The sequence below is a fragment of the Leifsonia sp. NPDC080035 genome (genome assembly GCF_040050925.1).
Classification (GTDB): domain Bacteria; phylum Actinomycetota; class Actinomycetes; order Actinomycetales; family Microbacteriaceae; genus Leifsonia.
Map to the genome: position 1 here is coordinate 389,391 of NZ_CP157390.1, position 22,057 is coordinate 411,447.

At 71.7% G+C, this 22,057-nt stretch carries 21 protein-coding genes; 8 read left to right on the forward strand and 13 right to left on the reverse strand.

The genetic code is table 11. The features are described 5' to 3' along the window. Positions 1 to 6 precede the first annotated feature (6 nt). The 4 genes from AAME72_RS01920 to AAME72_RS01935 form a co-directional block, all read right to left on the reverse strand. The gene (locus AAME72_RS01920) at positions 7 to 1,272 is read right to left on the reverse strand and encodes a trypsin-like peptidase domain-containing protein (protein WP_348788569.1); all 1,266 of its coding nucleotides are present in this window, start codon (positions 1,270 to 1,272) and stop codon (positions 7 to 9) included. A 118-nt stretch (positions 1,273 to 1,390) separates the two neighbouring features. After that, positions 1,391 to 2,998, reverse strand: coding sequence for an ABC-F family ATP-binding cassette domain-containing protein (locus AAME72_RS01925; protein WP_348788570.1), 1,608 nt, complete (start codon positions 2,996 to 2,998; stop codon positions 1,391 to 1,393). A 388-nt stretch (positions 2,999 to 3,386) separates the two neighbouring features. After that, the gene (locus tag AAME72_RS01930; protein WP_348788571.1) at positions 3,387 to 4,664 is read right to left on the reverse strand and encodes a chloride channel protein; all 1,278 of its coding nucleotides are present in this window, start codon (positions 4,662 to 4,664) and stop codon (positions 3,387 to 3,389) included. A gap of 25 nt (positions 4,665 to 4,689) precedes the next feature. Further along, on the reverse strand, positions 4,690 to 5,319 hold the full coding sequence (locus AAME72_RS01935) for a DUF4232 domain-containing protein (RefSeq protein ID WP_348788572.1): 630 nt from the start codon (positions 5,317 to 5,319) through the stop codon (positions 4,690 to 4,692). Between the two features lie 65 nt (positions 5,320 to 5,384). Here AAME72_RS01935 and AAME72_RS01940 point away from each other — a divergent pair, with 65 nt between their 5' ends. Beyond that, the gene (locus tag AAME72_RS01940) at positions 5,385 to 6,479 is read left to right on the forward strand and encodes an ionic transporter y4hA (RefSeq protein WP_348788573.1); all 1,095 of its coding nucleotides are present in this window, start codon (positions 5,385 to 5,387) and stop codon (positions 6,477 to 6,479) included. Here AAME72_RS01940 and AAME72_RS01945 read toward each other — a convergent pair. Continuing rightward, positions 6,454 to 7,074, reverse strand: a complete 621-nt coding sequence (locus AAME72_RS01945) for a TetR/AcrR family transcriptional regulator (protein WP_348788574.1) — start codon at positions 7,072 to 7,074, stop codon at positions 6,454 to 6,456. The two genes, AAME72_RS01940 and AAME72_RS01945, sit on opposite strands and share 26 nt — an antisense overlap. Positions 7,075 to 7,162: 88 nt before the next feature. Here AAME72_RS01945 and AAME72_RS01950 point away from each other — a divergent pair, with 88 nt between their 5' ends. Then, positions 7,163 to 7,867, forward strand: coding sequence for an SDR family oxidoreductase (locus AAME72_RS01950; RefSeq protein ID WP_348788575.1), 705 nt, complete (start codon positions 7,163 to 7,165; stop codon positions 7,865 to 7,867). On the opposite strand, the gene AAME72_RS01955 is transcribed toward AAME72_RS01950, so the two are convergent. Then, positions 7,846 to 8,781: an aldose 1-epimerase family protein gene (locus AAME72_RS01955; RefSeq protein ID WP_348788576.1), complete on the reverse strand. Its 936-nt coding sequence runs from the start codon at positions 8,779 to 8,781 to the stop codon at positions 7,846 to 7,848. The two genes, AAME72_RS01950 and AAME72_RS01955, sit on opposite strands and share 22 nt — an antisense overlap. A gap of 28 nt (positions 8,782 to 8,809) precedes the next feature. Next, positions 8,810 to 9,595 (reverse strand): DeoR/GlpR family DNA-binding transcription regulator, encoded by a 786-nt coding sequence (locus tag AAME72_RS01960; RefSeq protein ID WP_348788577.1) that lies wholly within the window; start codon positions 9,593 to 9,595, stop codon positions 8,810 to 8,812. 81 nt (positions 9,596 to 9,676) lie between these two features. Here AAME72_RS01960 and galT point away from each other — a divergent pair, with 81 nt between their 5' ends. The 5 genes from galT to AAME72_RS01985 all read left to right on the forward strand — a co-directional run bounded on the left by galT (position 9,677) and on the right by AAME72_RS01985 (position 14,126). Then, entirely contained in the window at positions 9,677 to 10,858 is a 1,182-nt protein-coding gene (gene galT / locus AAME72_RS01965) for a galactose-1-phosphate uridylyltransferase (RefSeq protein ID WP_348788578.1), read from the forward strand. Between the two features lie 11 nt (positions 10,859 to 10,869). Then, positions 10,870 to 12,030 (forward strand): galactokinase, encoded by a 1,161-nt coding sequence (gene galK / locus AAME72_RS01970; RefSeq protein ID WP_348788579.1) that lies wholly within the window; start codon positions 10,870 to 10,872, stop codon positions 12,028 to 12,030. A 44-nt stretch (positions 12,031 to 12,074) separates the two neighbouring features. Further along, positions 12,075 to 12,869 (forward strand): MBL fold metallo-hydrolase, encoded by a 795-nt coding sequence (locus AAME72_RS01975; protein WP_348788580.1) that lies wholly within the window; start codon positions 12,075 to 12,077, stop codon positions 12,867 to 12,869. 124 nt (positions 12,870 to 12,993) lie between these two features. After that, positions 12,994 to 13,593, forward strand: coding sequence for a hypothetical protein (locus AAME72_RS01980; protein WP_348788581.1), 600 nt, complete (start codon positions 12,994 to 12,996; stop codon positions 13,591 to 13,593). 20 nt (positions 13,594 to 13,613) lie between these two features. Continuing rightward, complete coding sequence (locus tag AAME72_RS01985; RefSeq protein WP_348788582.1) at positions 13,614 to 14,126, forward strand: gamma carbonic anhydrase family protein; 513 nt, start codon at positions 13,614 to 13,616, stop codon at positions 14,124 to 14,126. Between the two features lie 123 nt (positions 14,127 to 14,249). On the opposite strand, the gene AAME72_RS01990 is transcribed toward AAME72_RS01985, so the two are convergent. The 3 genes from AAME72_RS01990 to glyA all read right to left on the reverse strand — a co-directional run bounded on the left by AAME72_RS01990 (position 14,250) and on the right by glyA (position 17,037). Then, positions 14,250 to 14,735, reverse strand: coding sequence for a YbaK/EbsC family protein (locus AAME72_RS01990; protein ID WP_348788583.1), 486 nt, complete (start codon positions 14,733 to 14,735; stop codon positions 14,250 to 14,252). After that, positions 14,732 to 15,613 (reverse strand): bifunctional methylenetetrahydrofolate dehydrogenase/methenyltetrahydrofolate cyclohydrolase, encoded by an 882-nt coding sequence (locus tag AAME72_RS01995; protein ID WP_348788584.1) that lies wholly within the window; start codon positions 15,611 to 15,613, stop codon positions 14,732 to 14,734. The genes AAME72_RS01990 and AAME72_RS01995 overlap by 4 nt, the downstream gene beginning before the upstream one ends. Before the next feature lie 98 nt (positions 15,614 to 15,711). Then, on the reverse strand, positions 15,712 to 17,037 hold the full coding sequence (gene glyA, locus AAME72_RS02000; protein WP_348788585.1) for a serine hydroxymethyltransferase: 1,326 nt from the start codon (positions 17,035 to 17,037) through the stop codon (positions 15,712 to 15,714). A 280-nt stretch (positions 17,038 to 17,317) separates the two neighbouring features. Here glyA and AAME72_RS02005 point away from each other — a divergent pair, with 280 nt between their 5' ends. Beyond that, entirely contained in the window at positions 17,318 to 18,829 is a 1,512-nt protein-coding gene (locus AAME72_RS02005; protein WP_348788586.1) for a beta-N-acetylhexosaminidase, read from the forward strand. Positions 18,830 to 18,846: 17 nt separating this feature from the next. On the opposite strand, the gene AAME72_RS02010 is transcribed toward AAME72_RS02005, so the two are convergent. The 3 genes from AAME72_RS02010 to AAME72_RS02020 all read right to left on the reverse strand — a co-directional run bounded on the left by AAME72_RS02010 (position 18,847) and on the right by AAME72_RS02020 (position 22,053). Beyond that, the gene (locus AAME72_RS02010; protein WP_348788587.1) at positions 18,847 to 20,091 is read right to left on the reverse strand and encodes a mannosyltransferase family protein; all 1,245 of its coding nucleotides are present in this window, start codon (positions 20,089 to 20,091) and stop codon (positions 18,847 to 18,849) included. A gap of 112 nt (positions 20,092 to 20,203) precedes the next feature. Beyond that, positions 20,204 to 21,100, reverse strand: coding sequence for a carbohydrate ABC transporter permease (locus AAME72_RS02015; RefSeq protein WP_348788588.1), 897 nt, complete (start codon positions 21,098 to 21,100; stop codon positions 20,204 to 20,206). After that, a complete protein-coding gene (locus AAME72_RS02020) occupies positions 21,097 to 22,053 on the reverse strand; it encodes a sugar ABC transporter permease (protein WP_348788589.1) in 957 nt (318 codons plus the stop codon). Before AAME72_RS02020 ends, AAME72_RS02015 begins: the two co-directional genes overlap by 4 nt. Positions 22,054 to 22,057: the final 4 nt, after the last annotated feature.

Here is a 22,057-nt window from a genome sequence, read left to right on the forward strand (position 1 = left end):
CGCCGCCTACGCGGCCGGGCCCTGTGCCAGGGTGACCTCTGCGGTGTGCGCGGCGCCGGCGGTGTCGGTCCAGGTCAGGCTCACGCGGCGGCCGGGGGCGAGGGTGCCGAGCGCCTGGGTGAGAGCCTGGGCGGAGGCGATCGGGGTGCCGTTCAGGGCGGTGATCGTGTCGCCGGCCGCCAGGCCCGCGGCGGAAGCGGGGCCGCCTTCGATGACGCCGGAGACGGCTGCGCCGGTGACCGTGCCGGAGGATTCGGCGGACGAACCGTACGGGTCGGAGGCGCCGGACGCGGCGGAGGGCGCGACCTCAACGCCGAGGAACGCCGGGTAGCCGATAGTGATGGTGGACGAGGCCTGGCCCGCCTCGATCCGCCCGGCGATCGCCAGGGCGTCCTCGATCGGAATGGCGTAGCCCTGGGTCTCCCCACCCTGCGACGCGGCGGTGTCGATGCCGATCACCTCGTCGGAGGCGTTGAAGAGCGGACCGCCCGAGTCGCCGGCCTGGATGTCGGCGTCGGTCTCGATGAGGCCGTTCAGGGTCTCCGACGCGGCCGACTGCTCGGCCTGCGTCGTGATGGTCGCGTCGAGCGCGGTGACCGTTCCCGGGGACGCCGAGGGCGTGCCGCCGACGCCGCCGGCATTGCCGACACCGGTCACCGCGTCGCCCAGCGCCACATCCCCCGCGGTGTCGAGGTGCGCGGTGCCGAGACCGGAGGCGTTGCTCAGCTGCAGGACAGCGACGTCGTCGGTGGCGTCCGTGCCCACGACCGTGGCCGCGTAGCTCGCGCCCGTCGCGACCACCGTCACGCGAATGCTCGTCGCGTCCTCGATGACGTGGTTGTTCGTGAGGATCTCGCCTGTCGAGGTGAGCACGAGGCCGGTGCCGGCGCTCTCCGCCTGGTCGTAGCCGAGCTCGGAGGTGATGTCGACGACGCCGACCTCCTGCGCTGAGGTCGCGCTCGCCAGCGCGCTGCTGTCCGTCGAGCCGGTCGAACCCGACGACGATCCGTACCCGCCGTAACCGCCATAGCCGCTCCGCCCGAGCGCGGTGTGGATGTCGGCAGACGAGCTCGAGGCCGGCCCCGCCGTGGCGGCGCCGGCGACGACGCTGTTCACGCCGAGCCCGACCGTCGCCCCGGCGACGACCGTCGCCGCCGCGGCGGCCGACAGGATCGCGACGCTGCGCCGTCGTCCCGCCCGGCCGCCGCCGGCCCCGGCGCCGTCCGCGCCCTCCCCGGTGCCTGCTGCGGGTGCTCCATCCACGGTGTTCATGGCTTTCGTCCTCTCGACGCTCTCGTTCGACGGACACAGCACAGCGCACGCGGATGGGAGGGCCTGATGGCACGCATATGACACCGCTGCAAGAAACCCAGAGGTTCCTATGAGACGCTCAGGCGGCGAGGCCGGGACGCTGGTGCATCCGGCCCTCCTCGTCCAGCTCGATCACGGTGTCGACGCCGATGCGCTCCAGGAAGCCGTGGTCGTGGCTGACGACGATGAGGGCCCCGCGGTAGGCGTCCAGCGCCTCGGCGAGCTGCTCGACGCTGGCGATGTCGAGATTGTTGGTCGGCTCGTCGAGCACCAGCAATTGCGCGGGCGGCTCCGCGAGCAGCAGCCGGGCCAGCGACACCCGGAACCGCTCGCCGCCCGAGAGCGTGCGTACGGGACGGTCGACGCTGTCGCCGCGCAGCAGCAGCCGGGCGAGCTGGTTGCGGACGGTACCCGCCGCGGCCGTCGGAGCGACGGACTGGACGTTCTCCATCGCGCTCGCGTCCTCGTCCAACCCGTCGAGACGCTGGGGCAGGTAGCCGACCCGGTCCGTGAGCAGTCGGCCGTGCGGACGCCCGAGCACGGGCTCGGCGCCGGACAGCAGGCGCTCGATCAGCGTCGACTTGCCGGTGCCGTTCGCCCCGACGAGTGCGACACGCTCCGGGCCCTGGACGACGATCGTGCGCCCGCCCTCCTCCAGCTCGACGAGCCGGCGGCCGCGCGGCACGTCGGGATCCGGCAGGGTGAGGTGGATGTGCTCCTCCTCGCGCACCCGCGCATCCGCCGCATCCACGGCGGCCTGCGCCGCCTGCACCTTGTCGTCGAGCGCGGTGCGCATCGACCCGGCCGATGCCTGTGCCTTGCTGGCCCGGTTGCCGGCGAGGATCTTCGGGATGCCGCCGTCCCGCTGCGTCTTCTTGGCGGTCCGCTCGCGCCTGGCCAGCTTCGTCTCCGCCTCGATGCGCTGCCGCTTCTCGACCTTCAGCGCCTGCTGCGCCGAACGCGCCGCCTGGACGGCCGCCGCCTGCTCACCCTCCCGGTGCTCCTTCCACGCGCTGTATGGACCGCCGAACCACTCCAGCGAGCCGGCGAACAGCTCCGTGGTGCTGTCCATGTGCTCGAGCAGTTCGAGGTCGTGGCTGACGACGACGAGCGTGCCCGGCCACTGGTCGATGAGCTCGGCGAGGGTCGCGCGGGTGCGGCGGTCGAGGTTGTTGGTCGGCTCGTCGAGCAGGGTGATCGGAGTACGACGGACGCGGAGCCCGGTGATCGCGATGAGCATGGCCTCGCCCCCGGAGACCTCGGCGACCCTGCGGTCGAGATCGGCGGCGGAGAACCCGATCTGGTGCAGAGCCTCGTCCGCCCGGGACTCGATGTCCCAGTCGTCGCCGATCGCGTCGAAGTGGCGCTGGTCGACGTCGCCGGACTCGATGGCGCCCATCGCCGCGAGGATGCCGTGGATGCCGAGCAGCTCGGCGATGGTGGTGTCCCTCCGCAGGGTGAGGGTCTGCGGCAGGTAGCCGACGTCGCCGACGGTGTCGATGCGCCCGGAGCTGGGCGTCAGCTCGCCGGCGATGAGGCGGAGCAGAGTGGACTTCCCGGCGCCGTTGCGGCCGATCAGGCCGGTGCGTCCTGTCGTGAAGGTGCCGCTGACGCGGTCGAGGGCGACCGTGCCGTCCGGCCACTCGAAGGTGAGGTCGTGCAGGGTGATCGCGGATGCGCTGGACATGGAATTCGCTTTCTGTCCCGCGCGGCGCAACGCGGCGCGCGGGATCGGGGGTGTTCGAGGGATGAGCGACCCGGTGCTCACGCGACGGCGCGGCGGGGTCGGACCAGCGGGGAGCGGCGGGTGGCGTCGGTCGGCGCTGTCCACGCCCGAAGGCGGACACGCGCGGCGCGTTCACGACGAAGCCACCGGCGCTCCGGTGGCTAGGCTCTGTCGACCTCGATCGATTCCATGTCGACGATGCTACCAGTGGCGCGGTGCGCATCATCGCGCCCGGCGAACGCCCCCAGCGAACGCACGCCCGGCCCGCGACTGACTCCGTCTGGTACGGCTGTCCCTGCTCGAGCAGCGGCGAAACGTCCCACACGGGGTCAGTCGCGCGGCCGACGCGTCAGGCGACGCCGGTGACGCGGCTGCGCTCCAGCACGTAGCCGACCGCGACCGCGCCGGCGATGCAGAGCATCACCGGGGCGAGCATGTCCGGACCCTGGTTGGTGAACTCCATCATCAGCAGCAGCGCCGTCAGCGGCGCGCGCATCGTCACGGCGAGGAACGCTGCGGCCCCGATGAACGCGAACGCGACCAGCGGCTCCCCCGGCCAGACGAGGTTCCACAGCGCACCGATCGTGAGGCCGAAGCCCGCGCCGATCGCGAGGGACGGCGTCAGCGTCCCGCCCGCGGCTCCGGCCCCGATCGTGCCGACGGTGGCCGCGGTCTTCACCAGTGTCGTCACGAAGATCAGCAGCACCGGAAGCGTCGCCGTCAACGCCAGCTGGCCGAGCGAGCGACCGTTGCCGAGGATCGCCGGGAACGCGAGCGAGACGAAGCCGACGGCGATGAACACCGCGGGCATCACGATGAGGATGCCCCACGACCGCGGCCGGTGATCCTGTGCGAAGCGCACCAGGCGCACGAAGCCGACCGCCGCGAGTCCGATGATCGGGCCGGCGAGGATCGACCAGACGACGATGTTCGGCGACAGCGGCACCTGCGGCACCAGGTACAGCGGGTTCGCGGGCACCACGATGCGCGCGACCAGCGTCGCGACAGCCGAGGTGGCGAGCGCGGGGAGCACCGTCGCGAAACTGATCTCCGCCAGCAGGATCTCGACGGCGAACACCGCCCCGCCGAACGGGACGTTGTAGACGGCGGCGAGACCCGCGCCCGCTCCGCAGGCGACCAGGATGCGCCGCTCCCTGGCGCTGACACCGGCCTTCTCCGACAGCCACGCCGCCCACAGCGCACCCACCTCGCGCGGCGCGACCTCGCGGCCGATGGACGCGCCGAGGCCGACGATGATCACCTGCAGCGCCGCGTTCGCGAGCGTGACGAATCCGGGCATCCTGCGTCCGCCGACCGCCGCCTCGATCGAGACGACGGCGTGCCCCGGGCTTCGCCTGCCCCAGCGCCGCAGCAGCCACCAGCCGACGCCGCCGATGACGCCGGCAACGGCGAGCGCGACCACCCGGTTGACCGGCGGAGCCTCCAGGAGGCCGTCGAAGAACGTGCCCTCCGAGTACCCGAACGCGAGGTGCTGGATGAAGTGCAGGCCGAGGTAGACCAGCCCGCCTCCCACACCGGAGCCGATGCCGACGAGCGCCGTGACCACGACGAGCCGGAACAGCCAGCGCGGCGTCGCGGAGCCGTGCGCGGATCGGGGGGTGGGCACGCCTTCCAGGGTATCGGTCGCGCGGTCAGCTCCCGACGAGGGCGCCGACCGTGAGCAGCTGGATGTCGGGGTTCGTGCAGGCGGTGACGTTCGCGTCCTTGACGAACAGCGACTCCGTCGACTCGGGCGGGTAGACCCGGAACCCGTCCGCCTGCTTCGTGGTGCAGCCCTCGTAGTTCTGGGCGTTGGTGATCTTCAGCGGCGCCTGAGCGGATCCTCCCGGCTGCAGCACGACGGTGGGATGCGGGGTGCTGCGGTCGAACTGGGCGGCTGCCCCCAGCTGGGTGCCGTTGCCGTCGCCGACGAACGAGACGCCGGGCCAGCCCTGCAGCGAGCACTTCTCGGAGCCGTTGTTGGTGAGCACGAGCATGACCTCGACGCTTCCCGCCGCGCCGCCGCCGCCCTTGCCGATGGTCCCGGTCAGCTTCGTGGTGTCGCACTGGCCGTCGATCGGGGTCGCGGTGCTCGTGGACGTCGGGCGCGGCGACGACGTCCCGGTGTCGACCGGCGTCGACGTCGCCGACGCGGAGTCGGAGGGCGACGCGGTCGGCGATCCCCCGGTGGAGCAGCCGGCGAGGGCGGCACCGAGGGCGACGGCGAGCGCGAGCGTGGTGGCGCTCCGCGCGATGAGGGACGAACGCTGTGCGGCAGGCATGCTTCATCTCAGCATCACCGGACACCGATCCGCCCGCTGACGCGCCGCCCTGGCAGGATGGACACATGAAGGCGCTGGGATCGTGGCTCACCAGGTACTGGGCGGTCCTCGTCCCGATCATCGGCGTGATCGTGCTCGCCGCGTTCTGGACGGTTCCCCTCGGACCGGTCGCCGTCGCCCTGATCGGCATCGTGCTCGCCGGAACCGTACTGGCGGCCGTTCAGCACGCCGAGGTGGTCGCGCACCGCGTCGGCGAGCCGTTCGGCTCCCTGGTGCTGGCGATCGCGGTCACCATCATCGAGGTCGCACTGATCGTCACGCTGATGACCACCGGCAAGGACTCGGCGACGCTCGCGAGGGACACCGTGTTCTCGGCGGTGATGATCACCATGAACGGCATCGTCGGCCTCAGCCTGCTGCTGGCCGCGTCCCGCCGCGAGACGACGGCGTTCAATGCCCAGGGCAGCGGGTCGGCGCTCGGAACGGTCACGGCGCTGGCGACGCTCACGATGGTCGTGCCGACGTTCACCGAGACGCCCGGACCGCAGTTCTCGCCGAGCCAGCTCGCGTTCGCGGCCATCGCATCCTTCGCGCTCTACGCGATGTTCGTGTTCACCCAGACGTTCGCCCACCGGGACTTCTTCCTCCCGGTCACGGCGAAGGGACGGCCGCTGCGCGACGACGACCACGCGGATGTGCCGACCACCCGGACGGCGTTCGTGAGCCTCGCCCTGCTGCTCGTGGCGCTGGTCGCCGTTGTCGGCCTCGCCAAGCTGGAGTCGACGCCGATCGAGCGCGCGGTGACCGGGATCGGTCTGCCGCAGTCGTTCGTGGGTGTCATCATCGCCCTGCTGGTGCTGCTCCCCGAGGGCATCGCGGCCGCGAAGGCGGCGCGCCGGAACCGGATGCAGACCAGCCTGAACCTGGCGCTCGGCTCGGCGATCGCGAGCATCGGCCTCACGATCCCGGCGATCGCCGTCGCGTCCATCTGGCTGCCCGGCGCGCTGCACCTCGGCCTCGGCGCCAGTCAGATCGTACTGCTCGCCCTCACCGTCGCCGTCAGCATCCTCACCATCGTCCAGGGCCGGGCGGCGCGGATGCAGGGCACCATCCACCTGATCATCTTCGCGGCGTTCATCTTCCTGTCGATCGCGCCGTAGCGGCGCGCGCGGCCGCAGCGTCCCACAACTCCTCGGCCGCGAGGCGCGCGGCGAGCGGGGTGCCTCCGCACATCGCGGCACTGGCCGCCGCACCGTCGAACAGCAGCGTCAGCTGCACGGCGAGCACGTGCGGCGCCGCGACGCCCGCGTTCGCGGCCTGGCGCTCGAAGTACGCGGTCAGCTCGCCCTTGAAGCGGCGCGCCACCTCCGACGCGGGATGCTCCCGGTCGCGCAGCTCGGTGGCGACGTTGACGAACGGGCAGCCGTAGAAGTCGCTCGCCTCGGCCGCGGCGTGCAGCGCATCGTAGACGTGCAGCGCGCGCTCGCGCGGGGGGCGTTCGTCGTCCTCCGCGGCGAAGTATCCGGCGACGACGCGCGGCCCGTAGCTGGTCAGCATCTCGGCGACGATCGCGTCCTTGCCGTCGAAGTGTTGGTAGATCGAGCGCTTGGACACCTGCGCCTCCTGGGCGAGCCGGTCGACTCCCACGGCGTTCACGCCTTCGCGGATGAACAGGCGGGCGGCTGCCTCGAGCACGCGCTCACGCGGCTTCGGCTTCCGCTCCGGCGGGGCTTCGGGCGTCACGGCGGTGGTCATGCCCCGATTCTACGGAGCGACTTGCGCAAAGTAAACCGATCTGTGTACATTCCGAGTACACCGATCCGTTTACTTTCTGGAGGAACCCATGACCGACCTCACCGGACGCGTCGCCATCGTCACCGGAGCCAATCGCGGCCTCGGAGCCGTCTTCGTCTCCGAGCTCCTGGAGCGGGGCGTCTCGAAGGTGTACGCCGCCGCCCGTCGACCCGAGTCCGTCGCCGTGGCCGACGAGCGCGTCGTTCCGCTGCAGCTGGACGTCACAGACCCCGAGAGCATCCGCCGCGCCGCGCAGATCGCGTCCGACGCTACGGTGCTCGTGAACAACGCCGGCATCGCCGTGAACCAGTCGCTGGTCTCCGGGGACCTCGACGAGATCCGCCGCGAGTTCGACACGAACTTCTGGGGTCCGGTCCTCGTCACGCGAGCCTTCGCGCCGGCGATCGCGGCCAACGGCGGCGGCGCGATCGTCAGCATGCACTCGGCGCTGAGCTGGCTGGCGGTCGGCTCCTACAGCGCCACGAAGGCCGCGCTCTGGTCGGCGAGCAACTCGGCACGCGTCGAGCTCGCGCCGCAGGGCATCCAGGTGGTCGGCGTCCACGTCGGCTGGGTCGACACCGAGATGGCCGCGAACGCGGACGGCGCGAAGGAGTCGCCGGAGCGTGTCGTGCGCGAGGCGCTGGACGCGGTGGCCGCCGGCGACGCGGAGGCGATCGTCGGCGAGTCCGCGCGGCGGGTCAAGGCCGTGCTGCACGAGGACGTGCGGGTGCTCTACCCCCAGCTGGCGAGGTAGGAGTCCCCGGCGAAGCCCTCGGGCCGGATGCCCCAGGACAGCGTCCAGGTCTCCTCCGGCTCCAGCCAGCGCAGGCCCGTCCCCGTGTTCAGCGCGTTGGCCGGGGCGGTCATCGGCTCGATCGCGAGCGCGACGTCGCCCTTCTCCTTGGTGGCGAAGGCGCGGTGTGTGAACAGCTGCACGTAGGCGAACGATGGATCGCCCCAGAGCACGAGCCGGCGGCCGTCGTCGGCGGAGAGCACGTGCTCCGGCCGCTCCTGCAGGTCGCCGAAGCCGTCGTTCAGGTCGAGGTCGCTCACCCGGCCGCCCTCGGACAGGTCGTACGGGGTGCCGGCGACCGGCGTCTCGCCGGTGACGTTGAGGCGGTCGTCGGTGACGAACCGCGCCCCCGCCTGGACGGTCAGCGTCAGCTGCCCGGCCGGCACATCCCCGATCCGCAGGTAGGGATGCGCGCCGACGGCCACGGGCGCGCTGCGGGCGCCGCGGTTGGTGATCGTGTGCGTGACCGTCAGGCCCTCGGTGTCCAGCTCGTGGGTCACCGTCGTGTCGAGGATGAACGGGTAGCCCGCCTCCGGATAGATCGCGGCGGCCTGGGTCACCGACGAGTCGGTGCGCTCGACCAGCGTGTACGGCCGGTGGCGCAGCAGCCCGTGCGACGCGTTCCCGAGCGCCGGCTCGGTGAGGGCGAGCCGCTGCGGGACGCCGTCGAGCTCCCAGACGCCGTCCTTGACCCGGTTGGGCCACGGCACGAGCACGATGCCGTCGGCGGAGGGCGGTGTGGCATCCTCGTCGAACGGTTCGATCAGGTCGACGCCCGCGAAACGCAGGGTGCGGATTCCCGCGGCCACCTGCGTGACGGTGGCGGTCAGGTCACCGAACTCGAGCTCGTACTGGTCTCCGGTTGGTGCGCGCATACCCTCAGCGTAGGCCCGAGGATGCGCCTCAGGCGACGGTCACCGGCAGTCCGGTGTCGCGGATCGCGTCGAGCGCGGCCGGCGCGGCCGAGTCCCCGGTGATGAGGCCGGCGACCTCCTCGATGGAGGCGATCCGGCCGAGGTGCGTGCGGCCCAGCTTCGACCCGTCGGCGACGACGATCGCGCGGGTGGCGGAGCCGACCATGACGCGCTTGAGGTCGGCCTCCGGCAGGTTCACGTTGGTGATGCCGCCCGCGGGATGCACGCCGGTGCAGCCGATGAACGCGACATCGGCGTGCATCCGCTCGAGGAGCACCGCCGCCAGGGGCTCGACGAGCGAGTGCTGCAGCGGTCGCAGCGTCCCTCCGGTGACGACGACCTGGAAGCGCGGGATGGCGCGCTCCAGCTCCAGCGCGATGGTGAGGCCGTTCGTGATGACGGTGACGTCCTCGAGATCGTCGCGGTCGGCGAGCGCGCGGGCGATGGCAGCCGTCGTGGTGCCGACGTCGAGCAGGACGCTGCTGCCGGAGACGACGAGCCCTGCCGCCGCCTCGCCGATGCGGCGCTTCTCCTCCGCGGAGGATTCGAGCGCCTCCTCGAAGCTCGGCTCGCGGACGCCGGGCCCGCGCAGCACCGCTCCCCCGTGCACCCGGCGGATGCTCTGCTGCGCGTCGAGCGCGTCCAGGTCGCTGCGGATCGTGACGTCGGAGACCTGGAAGGCCTCGCTGAGCTCGGCGACGCGCGCGAAGCCGGCACGCCCGATCAACTCGAGCATCCGTTCACGCCGCAACGGCGCCGGCAGCGGTTCGCTCATAGGCCCATCGTCCAGCGGTTGCGTTTTCTTGTCAATTCATAAGCAATCGGCTACCCTCGCTTTCGGAAACGAAAGGTACGCATGGCCGCCATCACCAAGCGCCCGCACCGGCTCGCCGACGGTCGGGACCTCATCTACTTCGACGACGCCGACACGACGCTCGACCCGGACCGCTCGCCCGACCTGCGCGAGCCGGCGCCGCGTCCCGCCACGGCGTCCATGCGGCAGGACCCGCTCACCGGGGAGTGGGTGTCCATCGCCGCCGCGCGCCAGAACCGCGTCATGCTGCCGCCCGCCGAGCTCGACCCGCTCGCTCCGGCGAGCCCCGGCAACCCCTCCGAGATCCCGAGCCTCTACGACGTCGCGGTCTTCGAGAACAAGTCCCCGTCGTTCGGCCCGCTCACCGAGGACGCCGACCAGCCGCGCGGCCTGGACGACCTCGCCGAGGTCGGGCTCGGCCGCAGCCGCACGTCGGTCGGCCGCTGCGAGGTGGTCTGCTTCTCCCCCGCGACGACCGGATCCTTCGGCAGCCTGACCCCGTCGCGCGCGCGCACCGTCATCGAGGCGTGGGCGGACCGAACGGCCGCGCTCTGCGCCATCCCGAGCGTCCGGCAGGTGTTCCCGTTCGAGAACCGCGGCGAGGCCATCGGCGTCACGCTGCATCACCCGCACGGCCAGATCTACGCGTACCCCTACATCACGCCGCGCACGAACGCCCTCATCCGCTCGCTCGATTCGTACGGGCCGACGCTGTTCGCCGACATCCTGGAGCGCGAGCGCGCGTCCGAGCGGGTGATCCTCGCCGGCGAGCACTGGACGGCGTTCGTGCCGTTCGCCGCGCGCTGGCCGATCGAGATCCACGTGCTGCCGCACCGGCACGTCCCCGACCTGACCGCGACCTCCGATGCCGAGCGCGACGAGCTGGCGACGCTCTACCTGCGCGTGCTGCGCGGTGTGGATGCGATGTACGGCTCCCCCACGCCGTACATCGCGGCGTGGCACCAGGCCCCCGTCGGCGTCCGCCGCGACGAGATCCGGCTGATGCTGCAGATCACCTCGCCCCGGCGCGGCGCGGATAAGCTGAAGTTCCTGGCCGGGTCGGAGTCCGCGATGGGCGCCTGGGTCGGCGACATCCCGCCGGAGCAGTCCGCCGCCGCCCTGCGCGACGCCGTCGCGAAGGCCGACCGCGAGAACCCCGTCGGCGCACTGCCCGCCGGCATCTCCGGCCTCGTCACCGTCCCCGCCTCCACCCCCTCCCTCTGAAAGGCCGAGCAATGACCGACCTGCGCACCGGTGTCCGCGACGACTTCGCCGAGGTCTTCGACCGCGAGCCGGACGGCGTCTGGTCGAGCCCGGGACGTGCGAACCTGATCGGCGAGCACACCGACTACAACGAGGGCTTCGTGCTGCCGTTCGCGATCAACCGGCGCACGGTGGCCGCACTCGGGCTGCGCGAGGACCGCACCATCCGCGTCGGCAGCACCTTCGCCGACGAGCTCGTCGAGGTGGACCTGGACGCCCTCTCGCCCGACGCGCTGCAGGGCTGGTCGGCGTACCCGCTCGGCGTCGCGTGGGCGCTGGGCGAGTTCGGCGCCGACCTCGCTGCGGTGCCCGGCTTCGACCTGCTGCTCGACTCCAACGTCCCGGTCGGCGCCGGCCTGTCGTCCTCCGCCGCCATCGAGGGAGCGACCCTTCTCGCGCTGAACGACGTCTGGCGCCTCGGCCTCGACCGGCAGACGCTCGCCCGCGTCGGCCAGCGCGCCGAGAACATCGCCGTCGGAGCACCGACCGGCATCATGGACCAGTCCGCCTCCCTGCTCGGCCAGGAGGACGCGGCCGTGTTCCTGGACTGCCGCACGCTCGTCTCCGAGGTGGTGCCGCTCGGCCTCGAGGCCGCGGGGCTCGAGATCCTCGTGATGGACACCGGTGTCACGCACGCGCACGCCACCGGCGGCTACAAGGAGCGGCGGGCCTCGTGCGAGGCCGGCGCCGCCGCGCTCGGCGTCGAGTCGCTGCGCGACGTGAGCGTCGACGACCTGCCGCGCGCCCGGGAGATCCTCGACGACGTCACCTTCCGCCGCGTGCGCCACGTCGTCACCGAGAACCAGCGCGTTCTGGACACCGTCAGGACCCTGCGCGAGCGCGGTCCGCGGGCGATCGGCGAACTGCTCGACGCGTCGCACGTGTCCATGCGCGACGACTTCGAGATCTCCGTGCCGGAGCTGGACCTCGCAGTCGAGACCGCGCAGGCCAACGGCGCGATCGGCGCCCGCATGACCGGAGGCGGCTTCGGCGGCTCCGCGATCGCCCTGGTGCCGACGGACGCGCTCAGCCGCGTGCTCGTCGCGCTGGACGGCGCGTTCGCCGAGCACGGCTTCGGCCAGCCTGACCTGTTCACGGTCCGCGCGTCCGAGGGCGCTCGCCGGGAGAGCTGACGCTCGTTCACCACCGCGACACGCGCGCGGTGCAGAATTGACGGGTGAGCGTACCCGAGGCCGAGATCACCTGGCTGGATGCCGACACGGTGCAACTGCGCCAGCCGAAGAGCTCGCACTGGGAGGCGCCCTTCCTCTTCCTGCTGTTCGGGCGTGAGCGCTCCCTGCTCATCGACACCGGGGCGACCGCCGACGAGGCCGTGTTCCCGCTGCGTGCGACGCTTGACCGGCTGACCGCCGAGTGGCTGCGGCGAAACCCGGCCGTGTTCGTGCGGCCCTATCCGCTGCTTGTCGCGCACAGCCACGCGCACGGCGACCACATCGCAGGCGACCCGCTGCTGGCCGGTCGAGCGGCCACGACCGTCGTCGGCCCGACTCCCGCGCAGGTGATCGCGCGCTTCGGGTTCCGTTCGTGGCCGGACGAGGCGGTCGAGCTCGACCTCGGCCGGAGGCTCGTGGACGTGATCGGCGGTCCGGGGCACGAGCCGTCCGCCGTCGCGTTCTTCGACCGCGCGACCGGCATCCTGTTCACCGGGGACACCGTGCTCCCCGGCCACCTCTACGTCCGCGACCGTGCGCAGTACCGCGCGACGATCGAGCGGCTGATCCGATTCCGGGATGCGCCGACCGCGCCCGTGCGCGAACTGCGCGGCGCGCACGTGGAGATGTCGTCGACGCCCGGCGTCGTCTATCCGCCGGGAACGCTCGACCAGCCGGACGAGCTGCCGCTCCCGCTGCCGCCGCGCATCCTCGACCGTGTGCTCGACGCCCTCGGCGAGCTGACCGGCGAGCCGGGCGAACGCATCGCGCGGAAGCGCTTCGTGGTCGTCGCGGACTGAGGGACCGAGGCCCGACCCGGGATCCGCGAAGATCCGTCTTACGGTGGATGCCGCCCGCGAGGCATCCTCGTAGCGTGGAAGAAGGCGGATCGGGGGACCCGCCGGATCGGGGGGGGTGACCGTCATGGCTCGAGGCGCATGGATCGGGACGATCGGGATCGCCGCGGTGCTCGCCATCGCAGCGGGAGCGGTCGGCATCGCCGCGACGGCGCAGGCCGGCTCGACACCGCAGGCGACGGCCTCCGCCGCGGCGACGTACGACCTGGGCGTCCTCGGCAGCGCCGCGACGGCCGCGGATGCGCTGCCGTCCGGCTTCGACCCGGCCTCCGCCGTGCAGGGCGGCCTGGACCGCGCGAGCATCCGGCTGCTCCAGTCCGGAACCGCCGGGACGTTCTGGGCGGCTCTGGACGCGCGCGGGCGGCTGTGCCTGATCGCCGCGATCGGTCCGGCTTCCGCCGTCCACGGCGCGGCGTGCACCACCGCCGACCGGTTCCACGAGCACGCGCTGACGCTCCGGGTCGCGAGTGGAGGCGCCGCCGCTGAGGCGCATCTGGTGCCGGACGCGGTCTCCGTAAAGGTGCTGAGGGCCGTACTGCCGGAGGCCGCGACGATCAGCGGATACGGCAACCTCGTCCTGGTGGCGCCGGGCGCCTCCGCCGCCTCCCGCGCGGCACTCACCCGGGCGACGGCGCCGGTCTACGACCTGGGAGTGCCGGCCGCATAGGGTGCGCATAGGGTGGAGCCATGACCATCGTGACCCTCGCGGACGGCTCGACCCCCGACCTCGCGGACGACGCGTTCGTCGCCCCCGGGGCCGTGCTCGCGGGCCGGGTGCGCCTGCTCGCCGGGTCGAGCGTCTGGTACAACGCCGTGCTGCGGGCGGAGGCAGAGGACATCGTGCTCGGCGAGCGCAGCAACATCCAGGACAACGTCTCCTGCCACGTCGATGCCGGCTTCCCGCTGACCATCGGCTCGGACGTCTCCGTCGGCCACAACGCGGTGCTGCACGGCTGCACCATCGAGGACGGCGTCCTGGTGGGGATGCACGCGACCGTGCTGAACGGCGCGGTCGTCGGTGCGGGCTCGCTGCTCGCCGCCGGCACCGTTGTGCTGGAGGGCGCCGTCATCCCGCCGGGGTCGCTCGTGGCCGGCGTGCCGGGGAAGGTGCGCCGCGAGCTGACCGGGGACGAGCGGGCCGGCATCCTGCACAACGCCGCCGCGTACCTGCGGCACGTCGGCGAGCACCCCGCGCCGTAACTCCTTGGGTCGCGCTCGGCGGCACACGTCATAGCGCCGCCACGACGCATACACATTTGCGCCACATCGTGGTTCCGAGCGCGTCAGAGCCACGATTTGGGGCAAATCGTGAGGGGGAAGTGCCTACTCGGGCGCGACCGGGGCCGGCTCGCCGCCGGTGATGCGCACCAGCTCCTGGAATGTCGTCGGGAATACCGTGTGGGCGTGTCCCGCCGCAGCCCAGACCTCCGGGTAACCGGCGAGCTCCACATCCACGACGGTGCGCAGCGGCGCGGGATGCCCGAGCGGGGCGACGCCGCCGATCGTTTGGCCGGTCGCCGCCTTCACGGTGTCCGCGTCGGCGCGGCGGATGCGGCCGCCGAGCCGCTCGCCCAGGAACGACGTGTCGACGCGGTGCGCTCCGGAAGTCATCACGAGCAGCGGCTCGCCGTCGATCGTGAAGACGAGCGAGTTCGCGATAGCGCCGACCTCGACGCCGAGTTCCGCCGCCGCCGACACGGCCGTCGGGGTCGGGGTCTCGAACCAGCGCACCCGCGGCTCGACCCCGGCGGCCAGGAGCGCGGCCTCTACCCGCTCGACGGCGGGATGCGTGCGGTCCGCGTCGCTCATGCCAGCGACCGCTCCGCCGACTCGACGACGTTCTGCAGCAGCAGCGCGCGGGTCATCGGTCCGACGCCGCCCGGGTTCGGCGACACCCAGGACGCGACCTCGGCCACGTCCGCGGCGACGTCCCCGGCCACGCGGCTCTTGCCCGTCTCCGGGTCCTCGATGCGGCTGACGCCGACGTCGAGCACGACGGCCCCCGGCTTCACGTTGTCCGCGGTCACCAGGCCGGCGACGCCCGCCGCGGCCACGATGATGTCCGCGCGGCGCAGGTGCGCGTCCAGGTCCTTCGTGCCGGTGTGGGTCAGGGTGACGGTGGCGTTGTACTCGCGACGCGTGAGCAGCGAGCCGATCGCGCGGCCGACGGTGACGCCGCGGCCGACGACGACGACGTCCTTGCCCTTCAGGTCGATGTCGTGGCGGAGCATCAGCTCGATCACGCCGCGCGGCGTGCAGGGCAGCGGCGTGGTGATCGGCCGGTTCACGTTGAGCACGAGCCGGCCGAGGTTCGTCGGGTGCAGGCCGTCCGCATCCTTCGCCGGGTCGACCAGCTCGAGGATGGCGTCGGTGTCCAGGTGGCCGGGGAGCGGGAGCTGCACGATGAAGCCGGTGCAGTCGGGGTCGGCGTTCAGCTCCTCCACGACGGCCTCGAGTTCCGCCTGCGAGATGTCGGCGGGCAGGTCGCGGCGGATCGACGCGATGCCGACCTCGGCGCAGTCGCGGTGCTTGCCGGCGACGTACCACTGCGATCCGGGGTCGTCGCCGACCAGGATGGTGCCGAGGCCGGGGACGACTCCCCGCTCGCGGAGCGCGGCCACGCGCTCCGTCAGCTCCGCCTTGATCGAGGCTGCGGTCGCCTTCCCGTCCAGAATCCGTGCGTTCATGATGTTCTCCTGTAATCGTCAGTCGCCGAGCACAGGAGAAGGGTCGCGGATCCGGGCGGATCGGCGCACTTCTCCTGTGCTCGGCGGCTGCGGGCGGGTCAGATGGAGGAGGGGAGCTCGACCGGGAAGGCGTCCTGGCCCGAAGGCGTCAGTCCGGGGTAGAGCGGGAAGGCGGCCGTGAGGGCGTCGACACGGGCGCGGAGCGCCTTCGTGTCGGCGCCCGGGCGCAGCGCGAGCGCGATGATGTCGGCGACCTCGGTGAACTCGGTGTCCCCGAAGCCGCGGGTGGCGAGCGCCGGCGTGCCGATGCGCAGACCGGAGGTGACCATCGGCGGGCGCGGGTCGAACGGGACCGCGTTGCGGTTCACCGTGATGCCGACCTCGTGCAGCACGTCCTCGGCCTGCTGACCGTCGAGCTCCGAGGTGCGCAGGTCCGCGAGCACCAGGTGCACGTCGGTTCCGCCGGTGAGGACATCGACGCCGGCGGCGCGGGAGTCCTCGGCCGTCAGGCGCTCGGCGAGCAGCTTCGCGCCGCGGATGGTGCGCTCCTGGCGGTCCTTGAACTCCTGGGTCGCTGCGAGCTTGAACGCGGTCGCCTTGGCGGCGATCACGTGCATCAGCGGTCCGCCCTGCTGTCCGGGGAACACGTTGGAGTTGAGCTTCTTCGCAAGCTCCGTGTCACGGCTGACGATGAAACCGGAGCGCGGTCCGCCGATCGTCTTGTGGACGGTGGAGCTGACGACGTCCGCGAACGGGACGGGCGACGGGTGCAGGCCGGCGGCGACGAGCCCGGCGAAGTGGGCCATGTCCACCCAGAGCTTCGCGCCGACCTCGTCAGCGATCTCGCGGAAGGCGGCGAAGTCGAGCTGGCGCGGGTAGGCCGACCAGCCGGCGATGATGACCTGCGGCTTGTGCTCGATCGCCTTGTCGCGCACCACGTTCATGTCGACGAGGAACGACTCGGGGTCCACACCGTAGGAGACGGCGTTGTAGAGCTTGCCGGAGAAGTTCAGCTTCATCCCGTGGGTGAGGTGGCCGCCGTGGGCGAGCTCCAGACCGAGGATGGTGTCGCCGGGGGTCGCGATCGCGGACAGGACCGCGGCGTTGGCGGACGCACCGGAGTGCGGCTGGACGTTCGCGTACTCGGCGCCGAACAGGCTCTTCGCCCGGTCGATCGCCAGCTGCTCGGCGACGTCCACGTACTCGCAGCCACCGTAGTAGCGGCGGCCGGGGTAGCCCTCCGCGTACTTGTTGGTGAGCACCGAGCCGACGGCTTCGAGCACCGCGCGGGGCACGAAGTTCTCGGAGGCGATCATCTCCAGGTAGTCGCGCTGGCGGCCGAGCTCGAGCTGCAGCACCTCCGCGATCTCCGGGTCGACCTCCGCCAGCGGGGCGGTGAACGTCGAGGGAAGGGTGTCGGTCACAATCGGCTCCTTCGTAACAGGGATGGACATCTTGTGCATCGACCCAGGCGCGCGGCCGAATCCACCCGTTCGTTCGAGGTACCGTTGTCGCTCCCCGATGGTGACCATCTGAGCGCCAGTCGCGACGTGAGCAAGCATAGCAAAGGAGGGCCGGGACGAACCCTTGCTCATTAGTTAGGACCCCTGCAATACTCGCTGAGGGCCGACCGGCGGGGCGGGCAGCGTCGGCCGTTCCACCAGAAACCCCCTATGGCTGTCTCTCAGCGCGTTAGGAGCCCCCGTGGTCGTCCCCCGTCCTGCGCAGATCGAGCCGAGCGACGACGCGTCGTTCACCCTCTCCCCCGGCGCGCGCATCAGCGTCGCCGGGCCCGCAGCCGACGGCGTCGCCCGGCTGCTGCGCGCCGAACTCGCCACCGACTGCCGCCGTGAACTCGCGGTGGTGCACGAGCCGCCCGCGTTCGGCGACATCGCGATCGTGGTCGCGGACGACGAGGGGCCGGCCGGGCACCGCGAGGAGGGCTACACGCTGGAGGTCGCGGCCGAGGGCGTGCGGATCGGCGCCGCGACCGCGGCCGGCGCGTTCTGGGGCGTGCAGACGCTCCGCCAGCTCGTGCCCGCCTCGTGCGCGGACGACCCGCTGACGCTGGACGCCGTGCGCATCACCGACCACCCGCGCTTCGGCTACCGCGGCGCGATGCTCGACGTCGCCCGGCACTTCTTCCCGGTCGCGGACGTCAAGCGGTTCATCGACGCGATCGTGCTGCTGAAGGTCAACCACCTCCACCTGCACCTGACCGACGACCAGGGCTGGCGCATCCACATCGACGCGTGGCCGCGCCTGACCGAGCACGGCGGATCCACCGGCAGCGACGGCAGCCGCGGCGGCTTCTACAGCAAGGACGACTACCGCGAGCTCGTCGCGTACGCCGCCGACCGTCACGTGACGGTCGTGCCCGAGATCGACATGCCCGGCCACACGAACGCGGCACTCGCCTCCTACCCCGAGCTCAACCGCGACGGCGTCGCGCCGGCGCTGTACACGGGATCCGACGTCGGCTTCAGCACGCTGCTCACCGGCGACGGCACGACCGACCGGTTCGTCGGCGACGTGCTGCGCGAGGTCGCCGAGCTGACGCCCGGCCCCTACCTGCACATCGGCGGCGACGAGTGCCTCAGCACGGACGAGGACGACTTCCGGAGTTTCGTGGACCGCGCAGCGCAGCTGGTCGCGCAGACCGGCAAGACGCCGGTCGGCTGGCACGAGATGGGACGAAGCGACGGGCTCCCCGAGGGAACGGTCGGCCAGTACTGGTCGTTCCGGACGCCGCAGGCCGACGCGGCGGAGGAGGCGCTGTCGTTCGTGCGCCGCGGCGGGTCCGTCATCATGTCCCCGGCGGACGTCGCCTACCTCGACATCGTCTACGAGGAGGGCGACAGCATCGGCCAGGACTGGGCGGACGGCCCCACCAGCCTCCGCGACGCGTTCGAGTGGGATCCGGCGCGGATCGTGCCCGGGCTCGGCGACGCGCACATCCTCGGTGTCGAGGCGCCGCTCTGGACCGAGACCGTGCCGACCATCGAGGACGCCGAGGAGATGGTGTTCCCCCGGCTTGCGGCGGTCGCGGAGATCGGCTGGTCGCCTGCGCCCGCCGACACCGCCGAGGTGCGCTCGGCGCGGGACATCGAGGACTTCACCGCCCGGCTCGGCGCGCTCGCCGAGCACTGGGATGCGCTCGGCACCCGCTACCGCCGCGTCGACGGCGTCCCGTGGCCGCAGCCTGTGGCCGGCTGACGGCTGACCGGCGCCGATCAGGGGTAGCCGAGGAACCAGAGCAGCAGCAGCGCGACCGGCTGCAGCGCGACGCCCACCGCGAGCACGATCGAGCGGGCGCGGACGTTCTGCGTGAGGCCGGGCGCCCCGGCGAGCGGCGACAGCGGCAGCAGCAGCCGGAAGAGGCTCTGCTGCGGCAGGAACACCGCGAAGAGGTAGAGCGCGTAGCTCGCCGCGTACGCGGTCACCTCGATGCCGAGCGCCTTGATCCCCGGCCGGCGCAGCAGCCAGACGTAGCCGACGATCGCGGCGATGACGAGCAGCGCGCCCGCCAGGCTGGCGTAGCGCCAGGTGAACAGGAACCACGGAGTCAACGGCACGAATGCGACACGGCCGATGAAGCCCGTCCACCAGGACAGCTCCGTCTCGACGTAGGCGTCGGGATGCCCGGTGACGGCGGATGCGATCAGCGGCCAGGCGAGCCCGGCGGCCGCTGTCACCGCTCCGGCGACGATCATGGCCGCCCGCTCTCGCCGGCGGAACGTCTCCTTCCCCCGGCGGGAACGCACGAGGCGCACCAGGAACACGATCCCGAGCGCGAGCGGCAGCGCCAGCTCCCCCGGCTTGGTGAACGCGGCCGCGACGCCGAACAGCAGCACATCCCAGTACCGCCGCGACATCATCGCCCACAGCGCGCCGAACATGAGGAAGAAGAACAGGCTCTCGGCGTACGCGAGCTGCAGCACGAACGAGAGCGGCCCGAAGCAGAAGAACACCGCTGCCCAGAATCCGCTCGTCGCCCCCACCCGGGAGGCGACGACGCGGTAGAGCATCAGCGCGGCGCCCGCTCCGAACCCGGTCGCCACCAGGACGCCTGCCGGGGCGAAGCCCAGCCCGGTGAGCGTCATCAGCACGCGAACCAGCAGCGGGTAGAGCGGGAGGAACGCCCACGGGTTCTGCTGCACGTCGCCGTCGGAGTCGACCGGCAGCGTCGTCGGGTAGCCGTCCTCCGCGATGCGCCGGTAGTACGACGCGTCCCAGGTGGCCGAGAAGGTGAAGAAGGTGGGGTGCGCGAGCGGGCTGCCGCCCACCCAGTGCCCCACCTGCTCGGCGACGAACAGCGCCAGCATCAGGACCGTCGTGAGCGCGCGGGAGGCGGCGTACATCCCGAGGATCGCCACCCACCAGCGCACATCGCGCCCGAAGAGCCGGATGCGCGCGAAATCGACCTGCCGCGCGGCGTCGTCCGCCGGGCGGACGGAGTGTGTCGTGCCCGCCGTCATCGTCACCGATGCTACCCCGCGGCGCGCGGAGCGGAATACGGTGCAGGATACGTGCCGGGAGGCACCCGCGTCGCGCCACACGGACGGGCGCCCCCGGCAGTCGGTGGGCCGGCTACTTCACGCTTCCGGCGGTGAGGCCGCCGACCAGGCGCTTCTCGATGAGGGCGAACAGCACCACCACCGGGATGACCGCCACCACGGACACGGCGAAGACGTACTGCCACGCCGCGTCGTACTGGCCGACGAACTTGGTGAGCGCCACCGAGAGCGGCTGGTTGGCGTCGGTGGAGAGGATCACGAGGCTCGCCGCGAACTCGTTCCAGGAGGCGACGAACGTGTAGATGATCGCCGTCACGATGCCCGGCCAGACCAGCGGCAGCTGCACCCGGAACAGCACGGTCCACTTGCCTGCGCCGTCCAGCTGCGCCGCCTCGTCCACCTCCTTCGGCACGCCCGCGAAGAACGTGTGCATGATCCACACGGCGAACGCGAGGTTGAAGGCGGCGTTCACGAGGATCATCGCGAGCCAGGTGTCGTTGATGCCGAGCGCGACCATCTCCTTGAAGAGGCCGGTCGCGAGCACGGTCGGCTGCAGCATCTGGGTCACGATCACGAGGAACAGGAAGATCCCGCGGCCCGGGAACCGGAACCGCGCCGTGTAGTACGCCGCCGGCACGCACACCACCAGCACGAGCACCGTGGCGAACACCGAGATGACGATGGTCGAGATCAGGTTCAGCGGCAGCGGCGTCTCCGGCGTCGACCACATCGTCAGGTAGTTCTCCGGGTGCCACTGCGTCGGCAGGTACGTCGGAGGAACGGCGAGGATGTTGTCCCTGCTCTTGAACGAGCCGATCAGCATGATCAGGTACGGCGCGATGAAGACGAGCGCGATCACGAGACCGGCGATCACCTTGGCCACGGTGCGCGCGGTGGAACCGGATGCGCGGGAACGGCGGCGCCGGGGCTCCGGCGCCCCGGCGAGCAAGCTGGGGGCCGGCGCGGTCACGAGACCTCCTTCATCGGCTTGACGATCCACAGGTAGAGGGCGACGACGACGAGCACGATCAGGAAGTTGATCACGCTGAGCGCGCTGGACAGGTCGATGCGCTGCTCGTTCTGCAGCAGCTTGAAGACGTAGGTCGTCGTCGTGTCGGCCTTGTAGCCGGGGATCGCCCCGGTCATCAGCTTCAGGATCGGCAGCGAGTTGAACACGTTGATGATGTTGATGAGGCTCGCGAGCGCGATCGCCGGTCGCAGGTTCGGCAGCGTGACCGAGAAGTACGCGCGGGTGGCGCCCGCACCGTCCACCCTGGCCGCCTCGAGCATGTCGCCGGGGATGCCGGCGAGCCCGGCGAGGATCGTGTACGTCGTGAACGGCAGCGACACGAACACCGCGATCGCGATCGAGGAGAGGTACGCCGGGACCGGCTCCTTCGTGAAGCCGAACGGCTCGGCGAGCACGTGGATGTCGACGAGGAATTTGTTGATGATCCCGTAGAACGGGTCGAGCCCGTAGACGAAGACCGTCGTGGTCATCACGACGCTCGCCGCCCACGGCACGATGATCGCCATCCGCACCCAGCGCCTGCCGGGGAAGTTCTTGTCCAGGAACTGGGCGAGCGCGAGCGAGATCACCACAGTGATGACGACGACCGAGACCACCCAGACGAACGTGTTGAGCAGGATGCCCGGGATCTCCGGCCGGGAGAGCACCGTGACGTAGTTCTGCAGCCCGACCGATCCGTGGTCGACGCCGGCCACCGAGATGCGCCGCGTCGAGTTGTAGATCATGTAGCCGGCGGGGAACAGCACGACGCCGAAGATGAGGATGAGCGCGGGCAGCGTCCACGGCACGGCGTTCCACAGGGTCGTGGAGTTGCCGTGGCCCGCGCGTGGCCCCCCGCGACGGGGACGGCCGGTGGCCGCCCCCGTCGTGGTCGTTTCGATGGTCCGACTCATGCCG